The following is a 21806-nucleotide window of genomic DNA, read 5'->3' as shown; positions in this document are numbered from 1 at the left end:
TCCCCAATCCCCAATCCCCAAATAAAAGCGATCGCCCTACAAAAGAGCGATCGCTACGCTTCGACAGATAATCTAGATGGGAAAGCTTACTTCATCGTTGCTAAAACAGGTGCTACCTCAGGTTCTGCAATTTTTGGTGTTAACAAGCCACTAGCATAAATCTGGGGGTTCGCTTGCGAGATGATTGTATAAGATTGGCGAACTTGAGTATTCACTGCTACAGTCTTCACATCGTACATTTGCATAGCTACCTTGGGATAGAAGCCGATTCCAACAATTAGTACGATAAAGCAGGCAGCGATAAATACTTCGCGAGCATTAGCATCTCTGTATACTGCTTCAGTAGGTAGAACGCAATCTGTACCAAAACAAACCGCTTCATCTGCTTCTTGATTCTTCAAGCCTGCATCTGATAGGTCGCAGGTCAGTGCTTTACCAGTACCGTAGAATACTTGGCGTAACATGGAAAGCAGATAAATTGGTGTGAGAATCACCCCTACTGCGGCTAAGAAAACTGTAACTGTGCAGAACGTGGAACTGTAAACATCGCTGGTGGTGATACCCAAGAACACCGACAGTTCACCAGCAAAGCCACTCATCCCCGGAAGCGCTAGAGAAGCCATCGCGCCGACAGTAATTAAAGCAAATACTTTGGGCATTGCTTGACCCATACCACCCATTTCGTTCATCGCCATTGTGTGGGTACGGTCATAAGTTACCCCTGCTAGGAAGAACAGCAGCGATGCAATCAAACCGTGGGAAATCATTTGCAACATCGCACCATTGATTCCCAAATCGGTGAAGGACGCAATTCCTAGCAGGACAAAACCCATGTGGGAAATTGAAGAGTACGCCAAGCGACGCTTCATGTTTGTCTGAGCAAAGGAGTTTAACGCCCCGTAGATAATGTTGACTACGCCCAGAACGGCAATTACAGGTGCAAAGTAGACGTGGGCATTAGGGAGAAGCTCAAGATTTAAGCGAATTAAGCCATAACCGCCCATTTTCAAAAGCACACCTGCCAAAATCATCGAGACTGGTGCAGATGCTTCACCGTGAGCATCAGGCAACCAAGTGTGCATCGGGAAAATAGCCAGCTTGACACCAAAAGCAATTAACAATCCCGCATATAACAGCAATTCTAGAGCTATGGGGTAATCTTTCATCCCCAAGGCGGTAATATCAAAAGTCATTGTACCGCCACCGTAGAGCGCCATTGCCAGCGCTGCCACAAGAATAAATATAGAAGCAGCTGCAGTATATAGTAAGAATTTTGTGGCTGCGTAACGACGCTTCTGTCCACCCCAAATGCAGACGAGTAGATACACAGGAATCAACTCGACTTCCCACATGATGAAAAACAGTAGCAAGTCTTTAGCAACAAATACCCCTATCTGTGCTGCATACAGCACCAGCATCAGAAAGTAAAATAACTTGGGTCTGCGATCGACTCGCCAAGCGGAAAACATTGACAGTGTTGTCACAAAGCCAGCTAACAGCACCAACGGGAATGATAACCCATCGACCGATACAGCCCAGCTCAGACCTAACTGCGGCATCCAGGCATAACTTTCCACGAGTTGAAAACTAGCACTACTGGTATCGTAATGCTTCCAAAAGGCGTAGCACATCAAAACAAAATCTGCGATACCTACACCTAGGGCATACCACCGCACGCGCTTGCCATCTTTATCAGGCAGCACAGGGATGAGCAGGGAAGCAACCAGTGGTAGTAGGACAATCGCGGTAAGCCAAGGAAATTGATCCGCTATCATGTCAATGAGAAAAAATACTTATCTGTGAATAAAGATATTCTACTAGGCTTTGTTAACAAATATGAATAAATATTTACTTCTTTAGGCATAGATAAATCTACATTCTATTGATAGTTGTCAAAATCATCAAAAAATAATCAATGCATGAAATCTAGAAAAGTTTTTTAAAATATGTTAAGTATGCAAATCTTAATAAAGAATTATCTATGTCCTCAGCCAATACCCAAAGCTACAGTTATGATGCAGTGACTTCACCCTCCTGGCAAATCGAACTGCTGTATGACAGTGAATGTCCTTTATGTATGCGCGAAGTGAATTTTCTGCAAAAACGGGATGCTGGACGAGGATTAGTAAACTTTGTAGATATCGCCGACGATAACTACAATCCCGAAGTGCATGGCGGAGTTGACTATGAAACCGCAATGGGTCGTATCCATGCAGTATTACCAGATGGCACAGTGGTAAAAAATATAGAAGTATTTCGCCGCATTTACGAAATTTTAGGTATGGGCTGGGTTTATAGCCTCACTAAGTTACCCATAATTGGTGCGATCGCAGATTTTCTCTATGGAATTTGGGCAAACTGGCGACTAGCTGTCACAGGAAGACCCAATTTAAAAACAATCATCGCCCAACGTCAACAAAAAATTGCTTGTAATACAGAAGGGCGTTGTCGGTAATTTGTCATTTGTCATTTGTCATTTGTCATTTGTCATTTGTCATTTGGTGTTTGTTATTTCCCCTTGTCCCCTTGTCCCCTTGTCCCCTCATCTCCCTCATCCCCAGGAGTTCTTTAATTTTGAATTTTGAATTTTGAATTTTGAATTGATTTGTCCCCAATCCCTACTTCCGACAACTATCCCTCGTGCGGCTTTTCCAAATCCAGCCAGGTTCGGGAGAACTAATTTCTATCCAGCCGCCTTCTGTTCTCCCGGTAGTTGTGACTTGAGTACCTGCTTTGACTACTTTTCCTGTTTTGCGCTGTCCCGAACCAGATAAAGAACGTAAGTTTGAGGAACTCACAACTACCAAGCAACCTTGTTTCTGTTCAGCAGGTTGATTCGTGGAAGTATTGGCATTTGCAACTGGCTTCACTTGATTTTCAGCAGGTTTGGCAGCGATTTTTTGGGAGTTATTAGCAGATACAATCCCCATAGCAACTAATGCGATCGCAGCGCCAGAACCAAGCAGCCAGCGCAATTTTGTAGATGATTGAGCTGCAGAACCCCAGCCTGTCGCCAAAATGCTAGGCGATCGCGTGGGATTATTTAAAGTAGTAGTTGAAAGTTGATTCTGTGCGTCTGGAGCACGTAAAGTAGAAGCATTGGTAAATGCTTGTGGTGTAGCGCTATTTGTGCCGTTAGTTGGGGGAGTATAGCTAGGTTTAGCCAGTTCTTGCAGATAGTGCATGACTTTGGTTGCAGTCACATAGCCATCTTTTAAATAGTGACCCATTACTTGACCTACGACAGCTGCTACAGCTGCGGGTGTATTGGCATTGGTAATCGTCGCAACTGCTTGCAGTGCTTCGGTTGCTGTTTGGTAACGGAATTTAAAGTAATGCCGCACCATCTTATTTAACACAGATGCCAATTGCTCACTAACTTGGGCATGATGCTGCCATAATATTTCACCACTAGTCGCATCTTCGCCAAACTGCTTGGGATTTAAGCCTGTCAGCGCTTGAATACAAGTCATCCCTAATGCATAAATATCACTACAAGGGCGTGGTCTACCTTGCCCTTGTTCACTCGGCATATAGCCAGGCGTACCCACTGGAACTGTATCATTTTCTAGCTGTTCTGGAGTCATCAGTGAGTAGCTTTTAATTTGCTTCACTGCGCCAAAATCAACCAAGACTATTTTATTATCGGCAGTACGGCGGATTAAGTTATCGGGTTTGATATCTCGGTGAATGACCCCTTGATTATGGATAAATTCTAAAATCGGTAAAACATCTTGTAGCAGTTGAATTACCTGCCCTTCATTCCACCTACCAGCTGCCATTTCCGATGACAATGGATTGCCAGCAATCAATTCCTGTACTAAATAGAATTCTTCGTCTTCCTCAAAGTAAGCTAAAAGCCGAGGAATTTGGTCATGATGACCGAGATTTTCTAAACTTTCAGCTTCCCTATTAAACAAATGTCTCGCTGTCAGCAAGAATTCGCGATCGCTACTAATAGGTTTGAGATGCTTGACAATACAAGTGGGGTTTCCAGGACGGCGAGTGTCTAAGGCTACATAAGTATGACCAAATCCGCCTTTGCCTAATAATTCGACCACTTGGTAACGCTGGTCTAGTAATCTGCCGATCATGGTATAGCTGGACTGCGGTTAACTGTTAACTAGAATACACTTTTTCCTAAATGAAGAAGGTTATTACGATTTTCTCCCTAACACTGATGTATATCTGAATATAATTGTTTCGGGATATTCACTATATTCAGGACATAAAGTTGTACATGATAGTTGTCGGAATGCTAATAACAGTGTCATAAATATAAAGCCCAGAGCTAACCCTTGGGTATACCCTGGACAAAAAATGCTAGAACCCCAGATACCAGGATCAATATCTCACACATGACTGAACTCAAACTGCGTCTACAAGATGGAGATACTGAAACCGTTGTTTCAGTGGATCAAGATGTATTTACTATCGGCAGGTTACCAGAATGTAACTTATACTTACCTTCTGGTGGGGTTTCCCGGACTCATGCTCAAATTGTGAAGACGGGTGATGATGTGTGGACTATTGAGGATTTGGGTAGTAAAAATGGCACACAGGTAAATGAACGTCTGCTGACTCGTCCGCAACAGTTGCATCATGGAGACGTTGTTTGGTTGGGTAATGTGAGTTTAGTAGTATTGTTGATCACTCCTCATACAAAGTCAGTAATTGAGCAGAGTACAACTAAGAATGATGCCGATCAAAAAACCATATTGCGTAACGTCAAACAACTACAACAGCAATGGATAGAAGCTGATAGCAAAGATGGTGATATCAATAATAATAAGGATAAAACCATTGCTAGGTTGAAAGATTTGGTAGATATTGCCAAAAATCTTTGTGCAGCCACTTCCATAGAAGAGATTTTCTTTCAGGTGCAACAAGTCGTCTTTCGTTACCTAGATAGTATTGATCGCTTGGCATTATTAATAGATGTCACTGGCGGCGGTAATTTGGAGTTAATCAATGCAGCGACGCGCAACATTACCCAGCAGCAAAGTCTGACTCCTGATGGTAGTTGGATCAGCCGTAGTATTTGTCAAAAAGTGTTTGACGAAAAAGTTGTTATTCAATCTGCGGATACCCATAAAGATGAACGTTTTGCTGGAGAACACAGCATTTTGGTAAAAGGTATTCGCAGTGTAATGGCAGTGCCTTTATGGGATGAAAATAAAGTAGTGGGGGTTCTCTACGCTGATGCTCATCTTTCTTCTTACCATTGGGCGAATGAAGGTGAAGAAGAACTCAGCTTTTTTTCGGCTTTAGCCAACCTAGTAGCTTCTAGCGTTCAGCGCTGGTTACTGCTAGATAGACTTAAGCAAGAAGAGGTAATTCGTCACAGATTAGAACGCTATCATTCTCCGGCTGTAGTTCAGCAGTTAATTTCTGTAGGTAAGTTACCAGATGGACGTTTACCCCCCGAAGAGAGTGAAATTAGCATTTTATTCGCAGATTTGGTAGGTTTTACCGCTATTTCAGAAAGAGTCACACCAACTGCGATCGCGCAATTACTCAATAGCTTATTTGAAGAAATGCTACAAGAGGTATTTACCTATGGTGGCACTTTAGATAAATATATTGGTGATTGTATTATGGCGTTCTTTGGCGCTCCAGAGCCACAAGCAGATCACGCCGAGCGCGCCACTGCTGCGGCTAAAGGAATGCTAACTCGCTTAGAACTTCTTAACCTCAATGGTTTTTGGCAAGAACCGCTACAATTACGCATCGCGGTGAATAGCGGTAAAGCCGTTGTCGGAGATGTTGGTAGCTCTCAACGGGTTGAGTATACAGCTTTAGGCGCTACTATTAACCTCGCCGCCCGTATGGAACCAATTTGTCCCACTGGTGAATGCGTAATTAGTGAAGAAACTTACAATATGCTTTCCCAACCAGTAGATTTTCATGAAATGGGTAGTTACACCTTCAAAGGTATTAATCGTCTAGTGAAGGTTTATCAAACAAAAATGCAAGGTAATTCATAGTTCGTAATTCGTAATTCGTAATTCGTAGTTAAGAATTTTTTGATAATTTTATAATAGTATTACCCACTATAGAACTCATATTTGATTTTTTACGTTCACGTAGGATGCGTTAGTGATAGCGTAACGCATCAGTGCCAAATCATTAGCTGCAAATAATAAATATTCTGGATTAAGCATCTTTTTCGCCCTGAGCATAAGCTAAACCACATCTAGTTTGCATAATCTGAAATTGTATATTTATTGTGGGGGAGCCACTGTGTTGCGCGGGTTCCCCGCGTTGTAGCAAGTGGCGTTGGGCATCTTGCCCGCCCAATATATGCAAGCCAAATATGGAACAGCTTACAAACTAAATATTGAAAATTATCTGATACTAATTTGAAAAAATAATGCGACAGATTGTAGGGGCATGGCACTGCCATACCCTCTAGAATATATTAGGACTTACGCAAAAGTAACGGAATTACGTCATTACGAGCGCAGCGACGTAATCGCCTGATATTCTGGGATTGCTTCCCTACACTTCGTTCCGGTCGCAATGACAAATTTTGCTTGCGTAAGTCCTGTATATTAATGTTTCGCAAACATGATTTGATTTGGTATGAGTTCATTGGATTGTTGAACTACAGGTAATTGTGTCTCTATTTCCTGGTAAGCGTTCTCTTCTACATTTTTACCAGTTACACCAAAATGTAAGCAATTCCTGACCATTACTTAGCATATCCATAGGCATATATTGCATCTTGCAAATTGCATAATTTTGCGTCAATGCTAATAGATTTAATTATTGTTAGATGGGTGTTTAACTTTTTTTACTTATCATTCAACTAATCAGGTGTCAATGAGTACATTTTTCATGTACTGATCAGAATATAGTAAAAATGAAGTTTTGTGAAGCGAGGACTAGGGATGTACATTGTACAGATTGCCTCGGAATGTGCTCCTGTAATTAAAGCAGGAGGATTAGGGGATGTTGTCTACGGACTGAGTCGGGAATTAGAGATTCGCGGACATTGCGTCGAGCTAATTTTGCCCAAATATGACTGTATGCGCTATGACCATATTTGGGGTATGCACGATGCATATCGCAATTTATCTGTACCCTGGTATGGTGGGGCAATTAACTGCTCAGTACACTGCGGTTGGGTACACGGACGGGTGTGTTTCTTTATTGAACCCCACTCCCAAGATAATTTCTTCAACCGTGGCTGCTATTACGGTTGCGATGATGATAATATGCGCTTTGCATTTTTCAGCAAAGCCGCTTTAGAGTTTTTACTACAAAGTAATAAGCGTCCTGATATCATCCATTGTCATGATTGGCAAACAGGCTTAGTACCAGTCATGCTCAGTGAAATGTACAAGTACTATGGCCTAGAGTATCAGCGCGCTTGTTACACCATTCACAACTTTAAACATCAGGGAATGGGTGGTATAGAAACTCTCCAAGCTACAGGTTTAAATCGCCCAGAATATTACTTCCAGTACGATAAACTGCGTGACAACTTCAATCCCTTTGCCATTAATTTTATGAAGGCGGGTATTGTTTATTCCAATGCTGTCACCACAGTTTCACCTAACCACGCCTGGGAAGCCAGTACAAGCGATGTAGGTTGTGGCTTGGGCCATACTTTGCATTTACATAAAGATAAATTCCGTGGAGTGCTGAACGGTATCGATTACGATTTTTGGAATCCAGAAATCGACCGCTACATTCCGTCTCAATATAGCAAAGAAGATTTTGACAAAAAATTTGATAACAAAAAAGCTTTGCGAGAGCGGCTTTTACTCCGCCAAGAAGATAAACCAATTGTTGCTTACATCGGTCGTTTAGATAATCAAAAAGGCGTGCATCTTGTACATCACGCTATCTATTATGCTCTCAATAAAGGAGCGCAATTTGTATTACTCGGTTCAGCAACCGAACCAGCAATCAATGCTAAATTCCAGCATGAGAAACAATTTTTAAATAACAACCCAGATGTACATTTAGAACTGGGCTTTAACGAAGAATTATCCCACTTAATTTATGCTGGGGCAGATATGATTGTTGTCCCTAGTAATTACGAACCCTGTGGGTTAACTCAAATGATTGGCTTAAAGTATGGCACTGTACCGATTGTGCGTGGTGTAGGTGGATTAGTCAATACAGTATTTGACCGTAACTACGACGAAAATCTCCCACCAGAAAAACGCAATGGTTTTGTGTTCTATCAAAGCGATAATCAGGCGCTGGAATCAGCAATGAATCGTGCTATTGATTTGTGGAATTACTCGCCTGAAGAGTTTCGTCAATTAGCTATTCAGGGTATGGAGTATGACTACTCGTGGAATATTCCCGGAGGAGAATATATAGAAATTTACGACTGGATCAGACACAAGTGGTAAGCACTGAATTTTAGATTTTGGATTTTGGATTTTGGATGAAAAATTCAAAATCCGAAATTTACAGCAGATTGCAAGTTGGTGAGGTACAGATAATTGTAAGGGCAAGCTACTGCCCACCTGTGTCAACTTAAGCTAAAAGCGATATAGGGCGGGCGTTGTACAAATACCTTGCGCCCTCATCCCCTAACCCCTTCTCCCCCTGGAGAAGGGGAACTAAATCTCTGGCTCCCTTCTCCCTGTGGGAGAGGGCTAAACCTTATAACCAAGAGGGTTTCACGTTAAGTTGACACCAATAGGCAAGGCACTGCCTTGCCCTTACAATCTATCGCATTCAGTTTTCAAATTGGTATTAGTGGTTTCAGCTAGTAATAGAATGATTTTGCCGATAGATTGACATAATCTAGATGCAAACAGCAATTATTAGTCAAAAATATGAAAATCTGGAGACTTCATGCCCAAGCTCAACGTTAAGCAGAAAAACTGGCTACTTTCCGCCCATGTTGCATTTGGTAGCATTTGGTTGGGTACGGCTTTATGCATTGTGGCGATCGCATTGAAAAATACTCATACTACTAACGGTGATGAACTATATGCAGTCAATGCTAGTTTGAAGTTAATAGATGATTTCGTGATTATTCCTTCAGCTAACTTATCTTTGCTAACCGGAGGACTGCTTTGTTGGTTAACGATTTGGGGATTTTTTAAACATTACTGGGTAATTGTTAAATGGATTGCGACAGTTGTGTTGATTACTTCGGGAACTGTGTGGTTAGGGCCTTGGTTAAATGCAGCCACAAGTATTTCCGATATAGAGCGATCGCAAGCATTGAGCAATCCCCTATATACATTTGACATCAAAGGCGTTCTCATCGGCGGTACAATTCAAACTTTATCTGTACTTGCTATTATTGGCATTTCCGTCCTGAAGCCTTGGGGTAGAAGAATAGTCAAAGTCAAATCGCCAGAAGAATCTACCTCATCAACCAGCTAGTACAACAAGGCAAAAGTCAAAAGTCAAAAGTCAAAAGTCAAAAGTCAAAAGTCAAAAGTCAAAAGTCAAAAGAATTGTATTCCGGGCTTTTGCACCATTTAAAATGGTCTGTTTATTTACGCCGTGCTGTAGTAGGGACTTGCAAATAAAAAATAATTAATTGCTTTAGTGAGCAGGGGAAGCAGAGGAGGAAGAATACAATTATGGTCTTCGCTATGAAAAATGAATAATCTCATCTCTTTCCCCATTACCCATTACCCATTCCCCCTTCCCCCTTCCCCATTAACCGACCAATTTGCCCTAAATCCACATTTCCACCGCTAATAATTACACCTATTTTCGCGCCTGGTGCTTTCACCACACCTGTTAATAAAGCTGCGGTGCCTAGTACTCCTGTGGGTTCAACAACAATTTTCAAGCGTTCCCAAATGAATAACATCGTAGTGATAATTGCTGATTCTGAAACTGTCACCATATCATCAACGTAATTCAGCACTAAGGGAAAGGTAATTTTCCCCAAGTAAGGAGTACGAGCGCCATCGGCAATTGTATTAGGATTAGTGACAGTTTGCAGAGTTTTGCTGTGAAAGGAACGGGTAGCATCATCGGCTAGTTCTGGTTCTACACCAATCACCCGACAGTTTGGTAAAAGTGCTTTAGCTGCGATCGCACAACCGGAAATTAAGCCGCCACCACCACAAGGAACTAGTAATAAATCCAGTTCGCCTACCTCTTGTATCAGTTCTAAAGCTGCTGTTCCCTGTCCCACTATGATGTGTGGATGATCGTAAGGGGGAATCAGGGTAAGATTGCGATCGCTGGCTAAATTTTGGGCTAATTCTTCCCGGTTTGTCGTGTGGCGATTATAGAGAATTATCTCAGCACCATAACCCCTGGTAGCCGTTTGCTTGACTGCAGGCGCATCATCAGGCATGACAATAGTTGCAGGGATATTGAGTAATTTTCCCGCAAGTGCGATCGCCTGGCCATGATTTCCCGATGAAAATGTCAGAACACCTTGATGTTTTTGCGTTGCAGATAGCTGTGCTAATGCATTGTACGCACCCCGAAATTTAAACGCACCTGTGCGTTGAAAATTTTCGCATTTAAAAAACACCTGGCTGTGAGTACGTTCGTTCACTGTTGTTGAAGTTAGCACAGGTGTTAAATGAGCAATACCCAAAAGACGTTCTTGGGCTGCTTGTACGTCATTTATAGTGACAGAGTTATGCTTTTGCATTTAATTAAATAAGTTGGTGAAATAAACCCAACTTTTTACGAAAAGTAAATAGACTTCAAACTCTTACCAATAACTAATGACAAATGACAAATGACAAACTTCACAAACTATCTTTAACTGCACCGTTATATTTAAATGCTCGTGTACTTTTGATGACCATTTAATTTCCACTCTTCTATTGTGACACTACTGTCATCAGCAATTAAGCTGGCAGCTTCTCGTAAAAGTTCCTGCTGTTCCTTTTGAATTGCTTCCAATCGAGTAGAAATTTCTGCTAATCTTTGCTGCTTAGTTTGATAGATAATTTCTGCATTTATGGGTAGTATCGCTGATGTTTTATCAGTCCGTTGAGTGCCTTTAATTTTTTGCACTGCAAAACTACCAAATCTAGCAAAGGAGATAAAAATAACTTTAGCTAAAGCCTGAAGTAATTTAAGTGGTACTTGCAGAATTGACCAACTAGCTGTCTCAATCAGGCGCATAATGGCTCTAATAATACTCCACAACAGAGCCAGGATAAACACCAGCATGATGCAGCTGATAATAGGATGATTAGCAGCCCAACTGAGGATTTGCACTAGCCGAAAAATTCCTGGGTGTTGCGCTAGCCAATCATTCATCGAAGATGCGATCGCTGTTTGTACTGCTGTTGATGTTGTACTCTTAACTTGTCCAGCAGTTTGTAAACTTTGTTCTAGAGAACCTTTAGCTTGTTCCCAAGTTGTTGTAACTGTATTAATGGCTCTATCACTGGCTATATTGGCAGTTTCTTTAAAAGATTGTCCTGCTTGCTGTGCTGAGTTAGTTAAGGAATTAACGCTGTCATCAACAAAATATTTCGCTTGTTGAAGGCTTTGCCAAATTCCTTCAGAAAAGTTCATATCTATTTGAGGTGTCATGGCACATTTCACCGGGGTTGAAATCTAACCCGCAAACCATCTTTGGGGTGATTCGTGGGCAACCTTACTGTAGCTAAACTTTGATTAGGCAATATCTCCCAATCATAGCTGCGTAGCAAGTGGGCAGCAATAATTTTCATTTCCATTTTGGCAAAGGCAATGCCAATACAAATGCGCGGCCCGCCACCAAAAGCAATTAAACTGAAGGGATATTGTTTGTTTTCTTGACGTTGCGGGCTAAACCTATCTGGATCAAATATTTCTGCCTGAGGATAAATTTTTTCTAAGCTATGGGTGACAGCAATTGAATACAATAATTGCCAACCGGCGGGAACATGAAAGCCATTAAATTCAAAGTCTTTAATTACACCCCGAAACCCACCACCAGCCGGAGGATGTAACCTTTCAACTTCTAATAAAACTTGCTCTAAATAAGGCATTTGACCCAACTGTTCTAAACTTAAAGCACCTTTATTAGCCAGTTGTAATTGTTCTTCTCGCGCGCGTTCTTTGACCTCTGGATGAAGTGCTAATTCTGCACATAACCAAGTCAACATTGATGTTGTAGTTTCATGTCCAGCAAACAGTAATAGCACAGCTTGGGCAATCAGTTCTCTTTCACCCATGCTATTCCCTTCCTCATCTTTGGACTGGATTAATAAACTAATAGCGTCTTTAGTAGGGTTTTGCTGGCGTTGTCTAATAACTTGGGTCAAATGTTCTAAAATTTGATTGCGTGCTGCTAAAGCTCTGCCAAATGTTGTAAATGGTAGCGGTAATGGGTTAATAGAAAATAGCCCATTGGTGAGGTTAGTAAATAATTGGCTGAGTCTCACAGATTCAGCACTAGGACTTGTACCTAACAATAACTGACTAGCAATATCAAATGTTAGCTTTTTAAATTCACTAAACCAGGTAAACTCTTGTTTATCCTGCCATTTTTTGAGATAGCCACTGGTGATTTCTTCCATTGTGGCGACATAATTTGCTAATGCTGGGCCATGTAAAGCCGGCATCATCAAGCGGCGATTTTTGCGGTGTTCCTCACCATCTTGCAGAAAAAGTGATTCGCCTAATAATATTTTGAAATTCCGAGGCCATCCTTCACGCCAGGAAAAATATTCCATGTGGCTGGAAAGCACAAACTCAATTGCTTGTGGCCCCACCATCACCACAGTTGGTCTACCTGCAAGATGAGTTTTAAATATGGAACCATATTGCTGATAGCGCTTATTACCAAATTTGTACGGATCAGCAACAAATTCCAGGGTTTCACCTAGTAATGGTAAACCAAAGCTTCCTGGTGGTAGTTGAGAACTTTTCATCTTTTAACTGTTTTCTGATAATTATAAAGATTAACAAAAAACAGTTATTTGGTAATTCGTAGGATGCGTTAGGCGCAGCCGTAACGCATCCCAGTAAATCTATGCAATCACAGTCATATCATTGCTTGTGAGTGCCGCTCTATTGAATAATTGACCTATCTGAATTTGTGCGCTGCTACCAGTACCATCAGCATCAAAGAAAAGGTTACCCCGAAGGCGATCATAAATAAAGCGATCGCTTTCTGTAGTCGCCCTAGTACCAGTGCGGAACAAACCAGCATCCAGGGTACCGAGTGCTTGGGAGAGACTAAATTCGGATTTAGAAATGACGATTTTATCAACACCGGGGTTAAAGTCGATGATAGTATCAAATTCACCTGTACCAGTGAAGTAAAAGCGATCGCTACCGCTACCACCAGTTAAAAAGTCCCTTCCTTCACCGCCAGCTAGCCAATCATCGCCATCGCCACCGAGTAAGATATCATTTCCCGCATCACCATACAGCCTGTCGTTACCATCTCCGCCTTCGAGTGCATCATTTCCGCTACCACCACTCAGGGTATCGTCACCTTTTCCACCTAGCAAGCCATCATTACCCTCATCACCATACAGGTTGTCGTTACCATCTCCACCTTCCAGTGCATCATTCCCGCTACCACCATACAGGAAATCATTGTTTTTGTTCCCTGTGATGATATCATTACCACCTAAACCCCGGATAATATCAACTTTCTCAGTACCGATGAGGATATTATTACCGGATGTGCCATTGATGGTGTTAGGAACTGGTATGTTAAATCTCGCTACACTGGGGTCATGGTCGCTATCCTGGTCAGCAAACTCAGAATTGATATGTACGACATCATAGCCATCGAGTTGATTGAGCAGATTCTTACTGACAAGGATGTGGTCAAGTACTTGGGCATTACCTTCAAAATTGTAGGTATAACGCTCATTTTCCGGCAAGGTTTCAATCAGGGAAGTGAGTCCAGCACTTTCTAGAGTGCTGACAGGTTTGGAAAACTCAAAATCATTCAAGTCCCCTGCTACTACGACATTAGCGTTGGGGTTGATGGCTAAAATACTCTCAACAAAATTTTTCACCACCGTAGCTTGCTGCTGACGCTGAGTTTCGCTGGTGAGTGTAGGCGGTTGATTTGGCCCGTATAAAGGTTGGTCACCACCTTTAGAGTTAAAGTGATTACCAACGATATAAACAGTTTGCCCGTTGAAAGTAAATTCACCGACTAAAGGCTTACGGCTGGTATTAAAAGCAGAGTTCGTGGGGTCAAGGCGACCGGGACTAGCAGAAAGGGTGGGTACACCATTAACATCGCTAACTGTAGTGTTAGAAGCAGAAGTACCACCAGCGCGATCGACAAACTGCACGCGATCGCGATTAAATAAGAAACCTTGGCGAATATTCCCACCAGGTTCACCGCCATCTTGGTTATTTACTGGGTCAATTTGACGATATTCGTAGCTCGGGCCGCCCGCAGCTTTAATGGCATTAATTAATGTTTGGTAAGTTGTACTCGCATCAACTACCCCGTTATTCGTCGCCCCGTTATTATCCTGAATCTCTTCCAGAGTAATAATATCTGGTGATTTCAGGTTATTGACAATTCTGTTGGCAAGATTTTGAAACTTCGCTGCACCATCACTAGGATCAAGGTTTTCGACGTTGAAGGTAGCAACTGTTAATTGGCTAGCGCTAGCAGTAAGATTTGTAACTTCCTTTTGGAGAGTATCAGAGGTAACACTTACAGAAGTTGGCAGAACTTCGTAATTGCTGAAGTTATAATCCACCACGCCTGTAATTGTGGCAAAAGTTGCACCGACATTCACCTGGGGAGAACTACCAGAAGTAAATAAAGTATCATCAATTTGGATACGCTCTGGATTAAAATCATTAGCACTAACTGCAATACCACCTCTAGCAGTGCGTCCGGTAGCATTTGCGCCATTATCTGCCAATACCCAAATTTCCCCAAAGTCATTAGTCGGGCTAACTGCAACAGGATTATTTACCTGTACCAGCATCCCTTCTAAGCTTTCGTAGAAATCAATCCCATCTTGGGCGGGGTCAAAGGTGGTCGTTCCGGTTTCAATATTACCGGTAGTATCATTATCAATTACTGAGGTGGGAATTGTTCTACCACCATTACCGAGAATTGTGGCAGTAGGTAAAGCATTACCACTGGAAAGTTTGATAATAGAGGGACTGGTAATTTGGGTAGTCGTCAAGTTATTAGCATTACCACCAGGGCGGAATTCTGTCACTGTACCGCTAACCTGCACTGCATCGCCAACTTGGACAGTGGGCGCTGATGAGGTGAACACAAAAATTCCTTCAGAAGTGCGATCGCTACTATCTGGGTTGGGGTCTTGAAGGTAGAAACCGCGCGCCGCCACAGCTGTTACAATCCCCGGTACATTGGTAACAGTTTTTCCATTGAAGGGGGAGGTGTGACTAACTCCTTGAATGTCGCTAATTCTCACAGGTGGAGTAACTTCAAATACAGCAACTGTTCTGCTAACTTCGTTTGTTGTCACCAACAAAGGCTTACCTGTGGGACTGTCGGCGGCGGAAATAAATGTTAGCCCCTCTACTGCAACATCTTCTGGTGTATTAATATACTGAACAAAAGTTGGCTTGTTAGGATTTGTCACCTCATAGATAATGACATCGCCAGTGCGTTCTAAACCAATAAACGCATAGGTGCGGTTGTTGATAACTCCAATCGCCACACCTTCTGGTTCAGGCCCTTTATTATCGCTGCGGGTGTCAAAGCCAGCAGCCAAGCCCTCTGAGTTAAACAGAGTAGGGACTTTACTAGCGGTAATTTGTTCGAGTTGATCGCCACTATCAAAAACTTGTTTACCGCTAGCATCCCAAATTGAGAAGGAACGCGCCCCAAAAGCTTCAATACGATCAAAGTCTCCATCGCCGTCAGTATCGCCAGAAGCACTTGTTACATTTAACCTTCCCAAGTTAGCGTTATTTTTTAAGGTTGCGGCATTAGGAAAAACAGTTGGGTCTAAAACATATTCACCACCAACCCGAACTTCCTCACTAAATCCTGTGTAGTCGCGGGCATCGCCTTCGTTGGCTGTAATGTAGTAGGTTTGTCCATTAGCTGTGAAACTAGCGATCGCATCAGGTTGATATAAGCCAACTACAGGCCAATTCTGGATATTGATGCCGCCATCGCGATCGCTGGCATCAATACCATTACCAGGTAGATTGTGATTTTTCACACCTAATGGCAAAATGTCGGTAATGGTGGCGCTGGCAATATCGAGAATTGCGATCGCATTGTTTTCCTGCAATGTCACGTAAGCTTTCGTACCATCTCCCGAAAAGGCAATATATTCGGGTTCTACATCTTGAGCTACAGTGGAACCAGGGCCAAAAATCCGCACACCCGCAGCTTTCAAGGCATCAATTTGACTATTAAACGCCGTGAAGCCAGCAGTTTGCACTGTAGCATTGGCAACTCCATTCGCCAGGTTAATAATACTTACAGAACCTTCGGGGTCGAAGGAATTAGCTTGTCCGTAACTGTTTGGTTCACCTTCATTGGCGGTTAAGACCTTTGTCCCATCGGGTGTAAAGGTGAGCATATCAGGTAAGTTGCCCACTTCCACAGAGTTCAAAAAAGAACCATTAGCCGCATTAAAGAAGCCCACCTGTCCGAGAAGTTGCGCGCCAGTTGCGGTGTTGCGAATTGCGTAAGCAACTGCTACTGTTCCATTCTTGACGGCTACACTATTGGGAATAATTTCCGTACCAGTAGGCGCAGTAAATCCAGGAGTCAGGCTACCGGCTGCTGTCAATGCTCCGGTGTTGCTGACATTGTAGATTTCGACGGTAGTACCTGCAACGACAAACAGGCGATCGCTTCCTGGATCAAAGGCAGAAATTTCGGCTCCATTCGCACTGGTGAAGCCGCCAACTTTTTGCAAAGTGCTGGTGTTGTTGTTGGTAATCGTAATATTTTGGGAAGTGGTGTTACCTAAAGCAATACCTGCAGAAGGTGTTGCGATTGTCAAGGTAGCAGTTTCAGTTGCTTCTGCGATCGCATCATCTGCCACGATAAAGGTAACGGAACCACTGGTTTGTCCGTTAGCAATAGAGATGGTATTGTTGCTGAGGTAATAATCTCCAGTGGTGATACCTGTCCCTGAAACTGCTAAATTCACTGTTTGATTACCAACAACTGCACTAGAAGCAGTAGCAGTCACAGTGATGGCTGTTGTATTAGCTTCCGAACCAGCAGCAGTGCTAACAGATAAATTCACAATCGGCACAGATGGAGTATCATTATCTGCGATCGCAATATTCTGCGAAGCTGTACCAAGAGTAATTCCAGCAGAAGGATTGCTGAGAGTTAAAGTTGCTGTTTCATTGCCTTCAACTAAAGCATCATCGACAACTGTAAAGGTGACAGAACCAGTTGTTTGTCCATTGAGAATTGTGATTTTATTACCGCTAAGAGTGTAATCGCCTGAAGTAATGCCAGTTCCCGAAACACCTAAGTCAACTGTTTGGTCGCCAGCAACAGCACTAGAGGCTGTAGCAGTGACTGTAATTACTGTTGTCCCGGCTTCTGTGCCTGTATTGCTGCTGACAGATAAGTTAACTACAGGAGTGCCATTTGCGATCGCAAAATCTGTCGAATTTAGTGTTCCAGTTGCGGCATTAACACTGAACCAATTATTCTGATCGAGGATCTGAGCTTTGTAATCAGCAATAGATAACCCACTCCGAGAACCATTGTACTGAGCATTTGCAACAATACCGGAATTGGTAATATTGAGAGCAGTTGAACCCAATGTCAGCGCACCTGCACCTGATCCGGCATCAGGTACATAAGAGGTGTTTGTACTATCTAAATTACTTGTTCCACTGGTAATAAAACCATTAGTTGAGGCAATATTAATGCCGAACAACAGGGAACCACCATTGGCTGCATTCCAGGTTGTTGCAGTTGCATTAGATGTGAATGGTGAACTAGTAGATACCGTTCCATCACTGCGCTGATAAATAAAAATCTGGTCGCCACTACCAGAAATCCCATTTAATGCATTAGCAATGGAACCGTTATCTGAAGTAGAAGGCGGGGTATTGGGGAAAGAAAGAACTACTACTGTACCCGCAGGTATGAATGTGGAGGCTGTCCAAACTGCAAAATTCTCACTACCACGCCAACTACCTGGGGTATTTGGTTGTTGATATGACGCATCAGTGAAACCAAGCATGGTTCCGACATCTAAATCTTTGAAAGTCACAAATGCCAAACCATCAGGAGCGCCGGAACGAAAACCAACAATCGCAACATCACCGGGATTCAAAATTGTAGGTGCCATATTTTAGAACTCAAAATCAATGTGTGAAAATAACTTCTGTCTGTCAAAATTTCGCTAAAGTAGCAATTTAGGATGCAAAAAATAGCGGCCTATGTTGAAACAGGTCGTCACTTGTTGAGTATTTTTTTGTTCATTGCATAAATTCAGCGCTCTGTATTTTCACAGATGTCAATAATTACTTAGGGTTTACTGGGTAAAGGTTAAGAACAGGCTATAAGTAGATCCATTTACTTAAAGATTTATAAATAGCTGATTTTATTAAATATATGTAGTTGCTAGTTTCAGGTTAAGAAAAGCTTATGTAAATATGAATTTACCAAATATTTATGTATATGTATTTTTGATGAACTACGTATACTGAAAGTAAGAAAAATATTTTTGGTGTTGCATATTTGCAGAATTAATTCAGAGCAAGTCGAGAAACCACCCACGCAAGTGTTCTCCTTTGCGTCTCTGCATGAGGTAAATCATCCCGCATTATGCAACGCCATTTTTTAAAACCAATTACTTTATTGAATAATTGACCGTCAACAGTCAACAGTGAACGGTCAACACTATTAAACTTAATAGTACAGACTGTTAGTAATACATCGAATTTGTCTTAGCCTGAAAATCGTGGCAGTGTATTGCTTCTTCTGTATTAGCAATGGAAGGATGTACAGTACACTTGAGACGGTAATTGTCGGTAAAAAACTGACAACCTGTGCAAGGTATTTGATGCATTTGCTTGGCTTTATTGACACTATCTCTAGCTGCTGACCACAAACTCCAACCACCTAGAATCATCACAGCCCAAGCAACAACAAAGCAAATAGGGACTAACAAAGCCTGAATCCCATGTATTAAAGCAGCAATTAGGTATAACACGGCAAGTTCTGATAGTAATTAAAAATTAGGAGTTAGAAGTAATGTTACCTCCTAACCCCTATTTTTTATCTTCTTACTCTAGAAGTATAAATCAAATACCTGCATGACCGAGCGCTAAACCAGCCACAAGCATTCCTAAGACTAAGAATGGTTGGGCACTGGCTTGATACTTCACATCGTTCTTTAACGGGTCACGCAAAAAATACATATCTTGGAAAGTAATTTGCGGCAAAATCAACAGTACAAGAATTGCTGCGTACAAATTCTCATGGATGCTGACCAGATATGCAGCAATAAATCCTTGAAATACATCAATCATCACTACACATATCCAGGCTGCAGTAGTGACACCGAACATTACAGGTAGTGATTGTAATCCTAATTGGCGATCGCCTTCTACGCTCTTGAAGTCATTAACAATGGCAATCCCCAATCCAGCTAAACTGTAAACCAGGGTGAGAACCATAATTTTCCAGTTCAGTTCGCCAAACAAAGCATGACCAGCCCACCAAGGTAAAGCAATATAGCTGGCTCCTAAAGCATAATTCCCTAACCAGCCGTTTTGCTTCAACTTCAATGGTGGTGCTGAATAGATATAGGCAATAAAAGTACCAAAGACAGCCAATACTGTGATGTTGGGGAAGTCATGACCAGCCCACAAATCCAGCACAAAGGCTAAACCAATACCACCAAGTAATAATACAACTATCTGCGTAATTACCTGGGGTACGGAAATAGCACCAGACGGAATCGGACGGTAAGGCTCGTTAATCGCATCAATTTCGCGATCATAGAAATCATTGATGGTTTGGGTGTAACCCGTTAGCAAGGGGCCGGAAAGCAACATACAAGCAGCCGCCTTCAACACATTTTCCAGCGTCCAAGTATAGTTACCCGAAGAAGCCGCACCACAGACTACACCCCAAATCAGGGGAATCCAGGTAATCGGCTTCATCAGTTGCAACCGGATTTTCCAAATCGAAGTTTCCCCTGGTGCTGCGCCTTTCATCCCCAGCAGTTGCCGAGTTTTAGAACTGCGATCGCCAACTGTGGTGATATCTTCAGTAGTATTAACGGACTCTATTGCTTCCGCCGAATTGGAATTTGGAGTAATGGGAGATGATTCAGACATAAGATTAATTGGGCATAGGGCATAGGGCATGGGGCATGGGGCATTGGGCAATTCAATTTTGGATTTGCAATTTTGGATTAGGTTGAAATCTAAAATCCAAAATCTAAAATCTAAAATTTCTAGTCCCCAGTCCCCAGTCCCCAATCCCCAATATCTCTAACTTAAAACGAAATGATCAAATAACTGTTCTGAAACTTCGCCCCAGTAATGGGTTTTCCACTTAAAGAAGGTGGAAGGTCAATATTGCGCCGTTGGTCGCCTGCTTCCACAGTCACTTCCGGCCCATACTGAGTAAGCTTGACTTGTTTTTTATCAAATCCAGGCAAAAATAAGCGTACCTGACGGTTATGAGTATCTATTTCTATGGGTTTGGGAGCTTTTAGCGCTTCCTGAGCAAAATCTGGTAGGGCATCCATAAGCGATCGCCATTCACCAGTTGGGGCATCAGGCACTACACTAATGGTTAGAGGGCTAAATTCCTCTGTGAGATTGGGGTTGGTGTCGGAAGACACAACAATTACACCACCAACCGTCACACCGATTTGTTGAGCGCTACCCCATAAATAACGTGTGCTGGCTACCTCAATTGGATCTGATGTAGTTACCAAAAAGGCAGCAACACGCTGGGGATTGGCAAGAGCCGCTTTACCCTTTTCTAAAAAATTATTAACTTGATTAGTTGGTTGAGCAAAGTTATCTGCTGTCCAATTAAAATTGAACAGAGTGCTAATCAGTGGTTGAATTAAAGGTGATTCGGCAATTGTTTTCCCCAAATCTGAGTTAACAAATAATTGCCGAAAGCGTCTGATATACCAACTCAAAGACTCTGGTAATCCCAACATCCGCAAGCTAGAAGCATCACCTGTGCCATCATAGACAATCACGTCATATTTGCCACTGGCATCATATTCACGGATTGCATTTAAGGCCAAAGCGTTATCCATCCCCGGCAATACCACCAATTCTTGACCAAAAACATCTTTAATAATTGGGGTGCGGAGATATTGCGCCTCCAGTTTTTTGACTTCTTCCCATTGGCGTTCTAATAATACAGATGCTTGAAACTGTACTACTTGCAAATTGGGAGCAATTTCTTGAGGGTCGGGTGTTAGTGTAGTTTCTAGCAGTATGGGTAATGTCGGCTCTGCCAATCCTGCGAGAAGTACGCGCTTGCCTTCGCTAGCCAATAATTTAGCGGCGGCGATCGCAATTTTGGTACGAGCAATGCCGCCTTTGCCCAAAAATGTCAATATCAGAGTCATTAGTTGATTTCCACCTTACCGCCGATGTTTTCAACTCCAACTTAGCACTCGGCAAATATTCTATGCTTCCGCCTACTGTACGACTTTTAGCTCATCTTCAAAAAACCAAGTGGAGAAATTATCTTCAAATTGCACCACTATACCTACACTGCTAGCATCTGTCATTTTGTAGCCGAGGATAGTACCAACTTGTCCTAATTTTTTGACAACAGCGGGAGATACGCGATCGCGCAAACGAAAGACCTTAACCTTCTGTCCGATTTCCATGCCTAGATATAATGCAATAAACCAAGTCTCAGTTTAACTGAATCCGTGACTCCTCTGTAATACATTTATGATGATGAG

Annotated in this window: 15 protein-coding genes; 4 read left to right on the top strand and 11 right to left on the bottom strand. The window is 42.3% G+C overall.

The annotated features are described in order from the left end of the window. Positions 1–86: 86 nt before the first annotated feature. Entirely contained in the window at positions 87–1775 is a 1689-nt protein-coding gene (locus tag HG267_RS12635; RefSeq protein ID WP_045869289.1) for an NAD(P)H-quinone oxidoreductase subunit 4, read from the bottom strand. Between the two features lie 206 nt (positions 1776–1981). Here HG267_RS12635 and HG267_RS12630 point away from each other — a divergent pair, with 206 nt between their 5' ends. Beyond that, positions 1982–2455, top strand: a complete 474-nt coding sequence (locus HG267_RS12630) for a thiol-disulfide oxidoreductase DCC family protein (RefSeq protein ID WP_045869288.1) — start codon at positions 1982–1984, stop codon at positions 2453–2455. A 163-nt stretch (positions 2456–2618) separates the two neighbouring features. Here the strand turns inward: HG267_RS12630 and HG267_RS12625 are convergent, their stop codons facing one another. Further along, positions 2619–4094, bottom strand: a complete 1476-nt coding sequence (locus tag HG267_RS12625) for a serine/threonine protein kinase (RefSeq protein WP_045869287.1) — start codon at positions 4092–4094, stop codon at positions 2619–2621. A gap of 264 nt (positions 4095–4358) precedes the next feature. Between HG267_RS12625 and HG267_RS12620 the strand changes: the two genes are divergently transcribed. After that, complete coding sequence (locus HG267_RS12620) at positions 4359–5987, top strand: adenylate/guanylate cyclase domain-containing protein (RefSeq protein ID WP_045869286.1); 1629 nt, start codon at positions 4359–4361, stop codon at positions 5985–5987. Positions 5988–6554: 567 nt separating this feature from the next. On the opposite strand, the gene HG267_RS12615 is transcribed toward HG267_RS12620, so the two are convergent. Then, positions 6555–6695, bottom strand: a complete 141-nt coding sequence (locus HG267_RS12615; RefSeq protein WP_155539098.1) for a hypothetical protein — start codon at positions 6693–6695, stop codon at positions 6555–6557. Positions 6696–6893: 198 nt separating this feature from the next. Between HG267_RS12615 and glgA the strand changes: the two genes are divergently transcribed. After that, complete coding sequence (glgA, locus tag HG267_RS12610) at positions 6894–8372, top strand: glycogen synthase GlgA (RefSeq protein ID WP_045869285.1); 1479 nt, start codon at positions 6894–6896, stop codon at positions 8370–8372. 451 nt (positions 8373–8823) lie between these two features. Next, positions 8824–9363, top strand: coding sequence for a hypothetical protein (locus HG267_RS12605; RefSeq protein WP_045869284.1), 540 nt, complete (start codon positions 8824–8826; stop codon positions 9361–9363). Positions 9364–9610: 247 nt separating this feature from the next. Here HG267_RS12605 and HG267_RS12600 read toward each other — a convergent pair whose 3' ends face one another. The 8 genes from HG267_RS12600 to HG267_RS12565 all read right to left on the bottom strand — a co-directional run bounded on the left by HG267_RS12600 (position 9611) and on the right by HG267_RS12565 (position 21728). Then, entirely contained in the window at positions 9611–10603 is a 993-nt protein-coding gene (locus HG267_RS12600) for a threo-3-hydroxy-L-aspartate ammonia-lyase (protein ID WP_045869283.1), read from the bottom strand. A gap of 131 nt (positions 10604–10734) precedes the next feature. Then, a complete protein-coding gene (locus HG267_RS12595; protein ID WP_045869282.1) occupies positions 10735–11502 on the bottom strand; it encodes a hypothetical protein in 768 nt (255 codons plus the stop codon). Between the two features lie 8 nt (positions 11503–11510). After that, complete coding sequence (locus tag HG267_RS12590; RefSeq protein ID WP_045869281.1) at positions 11511–12827, bottom strand: cytochrome P450; 1317 nt, start codon at positions 12825–12827, stop codon at positions 11511–11513. Positions 12828–12926: 99 nt separating this feature from the next. After that, the gene (locus tag HG267_RS12585; RefSeq protein WP_155539096.1) at positions 12927–18200 is read right to left on the bottom strand and encodes a choice-of-anchor I family protein; all 5274 of its coding nucleotides are present in this window, start codon (positions 18198–18200) and stop codon (positions 12927–12929) included. A gap of 579 nt (positions 18201–18779) precedes the next feature. Continuing rightward, positions 18780–19067 (bottom strand): hypothetical protein, encoded by a 288-nt coding sequence (locus tag HG267_RS12580; RefSeq protein ID WP_045869280.1) that lies wholly within the window; start codon positions 19065–19067, stop codon positions 18780–18782. Positions 19068–19158: 91 nt separating this feature from the next. Beyond that, positions 19159–20199 carry a chlorophyll synthase ChlG gene (gene chlG / locus HG267_RS12575; protein ID WP_045869649.1) on the bottom strand — a complete coding sequence of 347 codons (1041 nt, stop codon included), beginning with the start codon at positions 20197–20199 and terminating at the stop codon, positions 19159–19161. Positions 20200–20360: 161 nt separating this feature from the next. Next, positions 20361–21461 carry an ArsA family ATPase gene (locus tag HG267_RS12570; RefSeq protein WP_045869279.1) on the bottom strand — a complete coding sequence of 367 codons (1101 nt, stop codon included), beginning with the start codon at positions 21459–21461 and terminating at the stop codon, positions 20361–20363. Positions 21462–21533: 72 nt separating this feature from the next. After that, positions 21534–21728: a DUF2862 domain-containing protein gene (locus HG267_RS12565; protein ID WP_045869278.1), complete on the bottom strand. Its 195-nt coding sequence runs from the start codon at positions 21726–21728 to the stop codon at positions 21534–21536. Between the last annotated feature and the right edge of the window lie 78 nt (positions 21729–21806).

The organism is Tolypothrix sp. PCC 7601, from assembly GCF_025677855.1.
In the GTDB taxonomy this organism is placed as follows: Bacteria; Cyanobacteriota; Cyanobacteriia; order Cyanobacteriales; family Nostocaceae; genus Aulosira; species Aulosira diplosiphon.
The sequence above is the reverse complement of the archived record's forward strand: the minus strand, read 5'-3'. Positions and strand labels throughout refer to the sequence as shown.

What these genes read in the sequence shown, in the direction of transcription:
- HG267_RS12630 (WP_045869288.1), top strand. Translation starts at nt 1,982, where the DNA reads ATGTCCTCAGCCAATACCCAAAGCTACAGTTATGATGCAGTGACTTCA.
- HG267_RS12615 (WP_155539098.1), bottom strand. Translation starts at nt 6,695, where the DNA reads ATGGTCAGGAATTGCTTACATTTTGGTGTAACTGGTAAAAATGTAGAA.
- HG267_RS12595 (WP_045869282.1), bottom strand. Translation starts at nt 11,502, where the DNA reads ATGACACCTCAAATAGATATGAACTTTTCTGAAGGAATTTGGCAAAGC.
- HG267_RS12605 (WP_045869284.1), top strand. Translation starts at nt 8,824, where the DNA reads ATGCCCAAGCTCAACGTTAAGCAGAAAAACTGGCTACTTTCCGCCCAT.
- HG267_RS12590 (WP_045869281.1), bottom strand. Translation starts at nt 12,827, where the DNA reads ATGAAAAGTTCTCAACTACCACCAGGAAGCTTTGGTTTACCATTACTA.
- glgA (WP_045869285.1), top strand. Translation starts at nt 6,894, where the DNA reads ATGTACATTGTACAGATTGCCTCGGAATGTGCTCCTGTAATTAAAGCA.
- HG267_RS12570 (WP_045869279.1), bottom strand. Translation starts at nt 21,461, where the DNA reads ATGACTCTGATATTGACATTTTTGGGCAAAGGCGGCATTGCTCGTACC.
- HG267_RS12565 (WP_045869278.1), bottom strand. Translation starts at nt 21,728, where the DNA reads ATGGAAATCGGACAGAAGGTTAAGGTCTTTCGTTTGCGCGATCGCGTA.
- HG267_RS12600 (WP_045869283.1), bottom strand. Translation starts at nt 10,603, where the DNA reads ATGCAAAAGCATAACTCTGTCACTATAAATGACGTACAAGCAGCCCAA.
- HG267_RS12635 (WP_045869289.1), bottom strand. Translation starts at nt 1,775, where the DNA reads ATGATAGCGGATCAATTTCCTTGGCTTACCGCGATTGTCCTACTACCA.
- HG267_RS12585 (WP_155539096.1), bottom strand. Translation starts at nt 18,200, where the DNA reads ATGGCACCTACAATTTTGAATCCCGGTGATGTTGCGATTGTTGGTTTT.
- HG267_RS12625 (WP_045869287.1), bottom strand. Translation starts at nt 4,094, where the DNA reads ATGATCGGCAGATTACTAGACCAGCGTTACCAAGTGGTCGAATTATTA.
- chlG (WP_045869649.1), bottom strand. Translation starts at nt 20,199, where the DNA reads ATGTCTGAATCATCTCCCATTACTCCAAATTCCAATTCGGCGGAAGCA.
- HG267_RS12620 (WP_045869286.1), top strand. Translation starts at nt 4,359, where the DNA reads ATGACTGAACTCAAACTGCGTCTACAAGATGGAGATACTGAAACCGTT.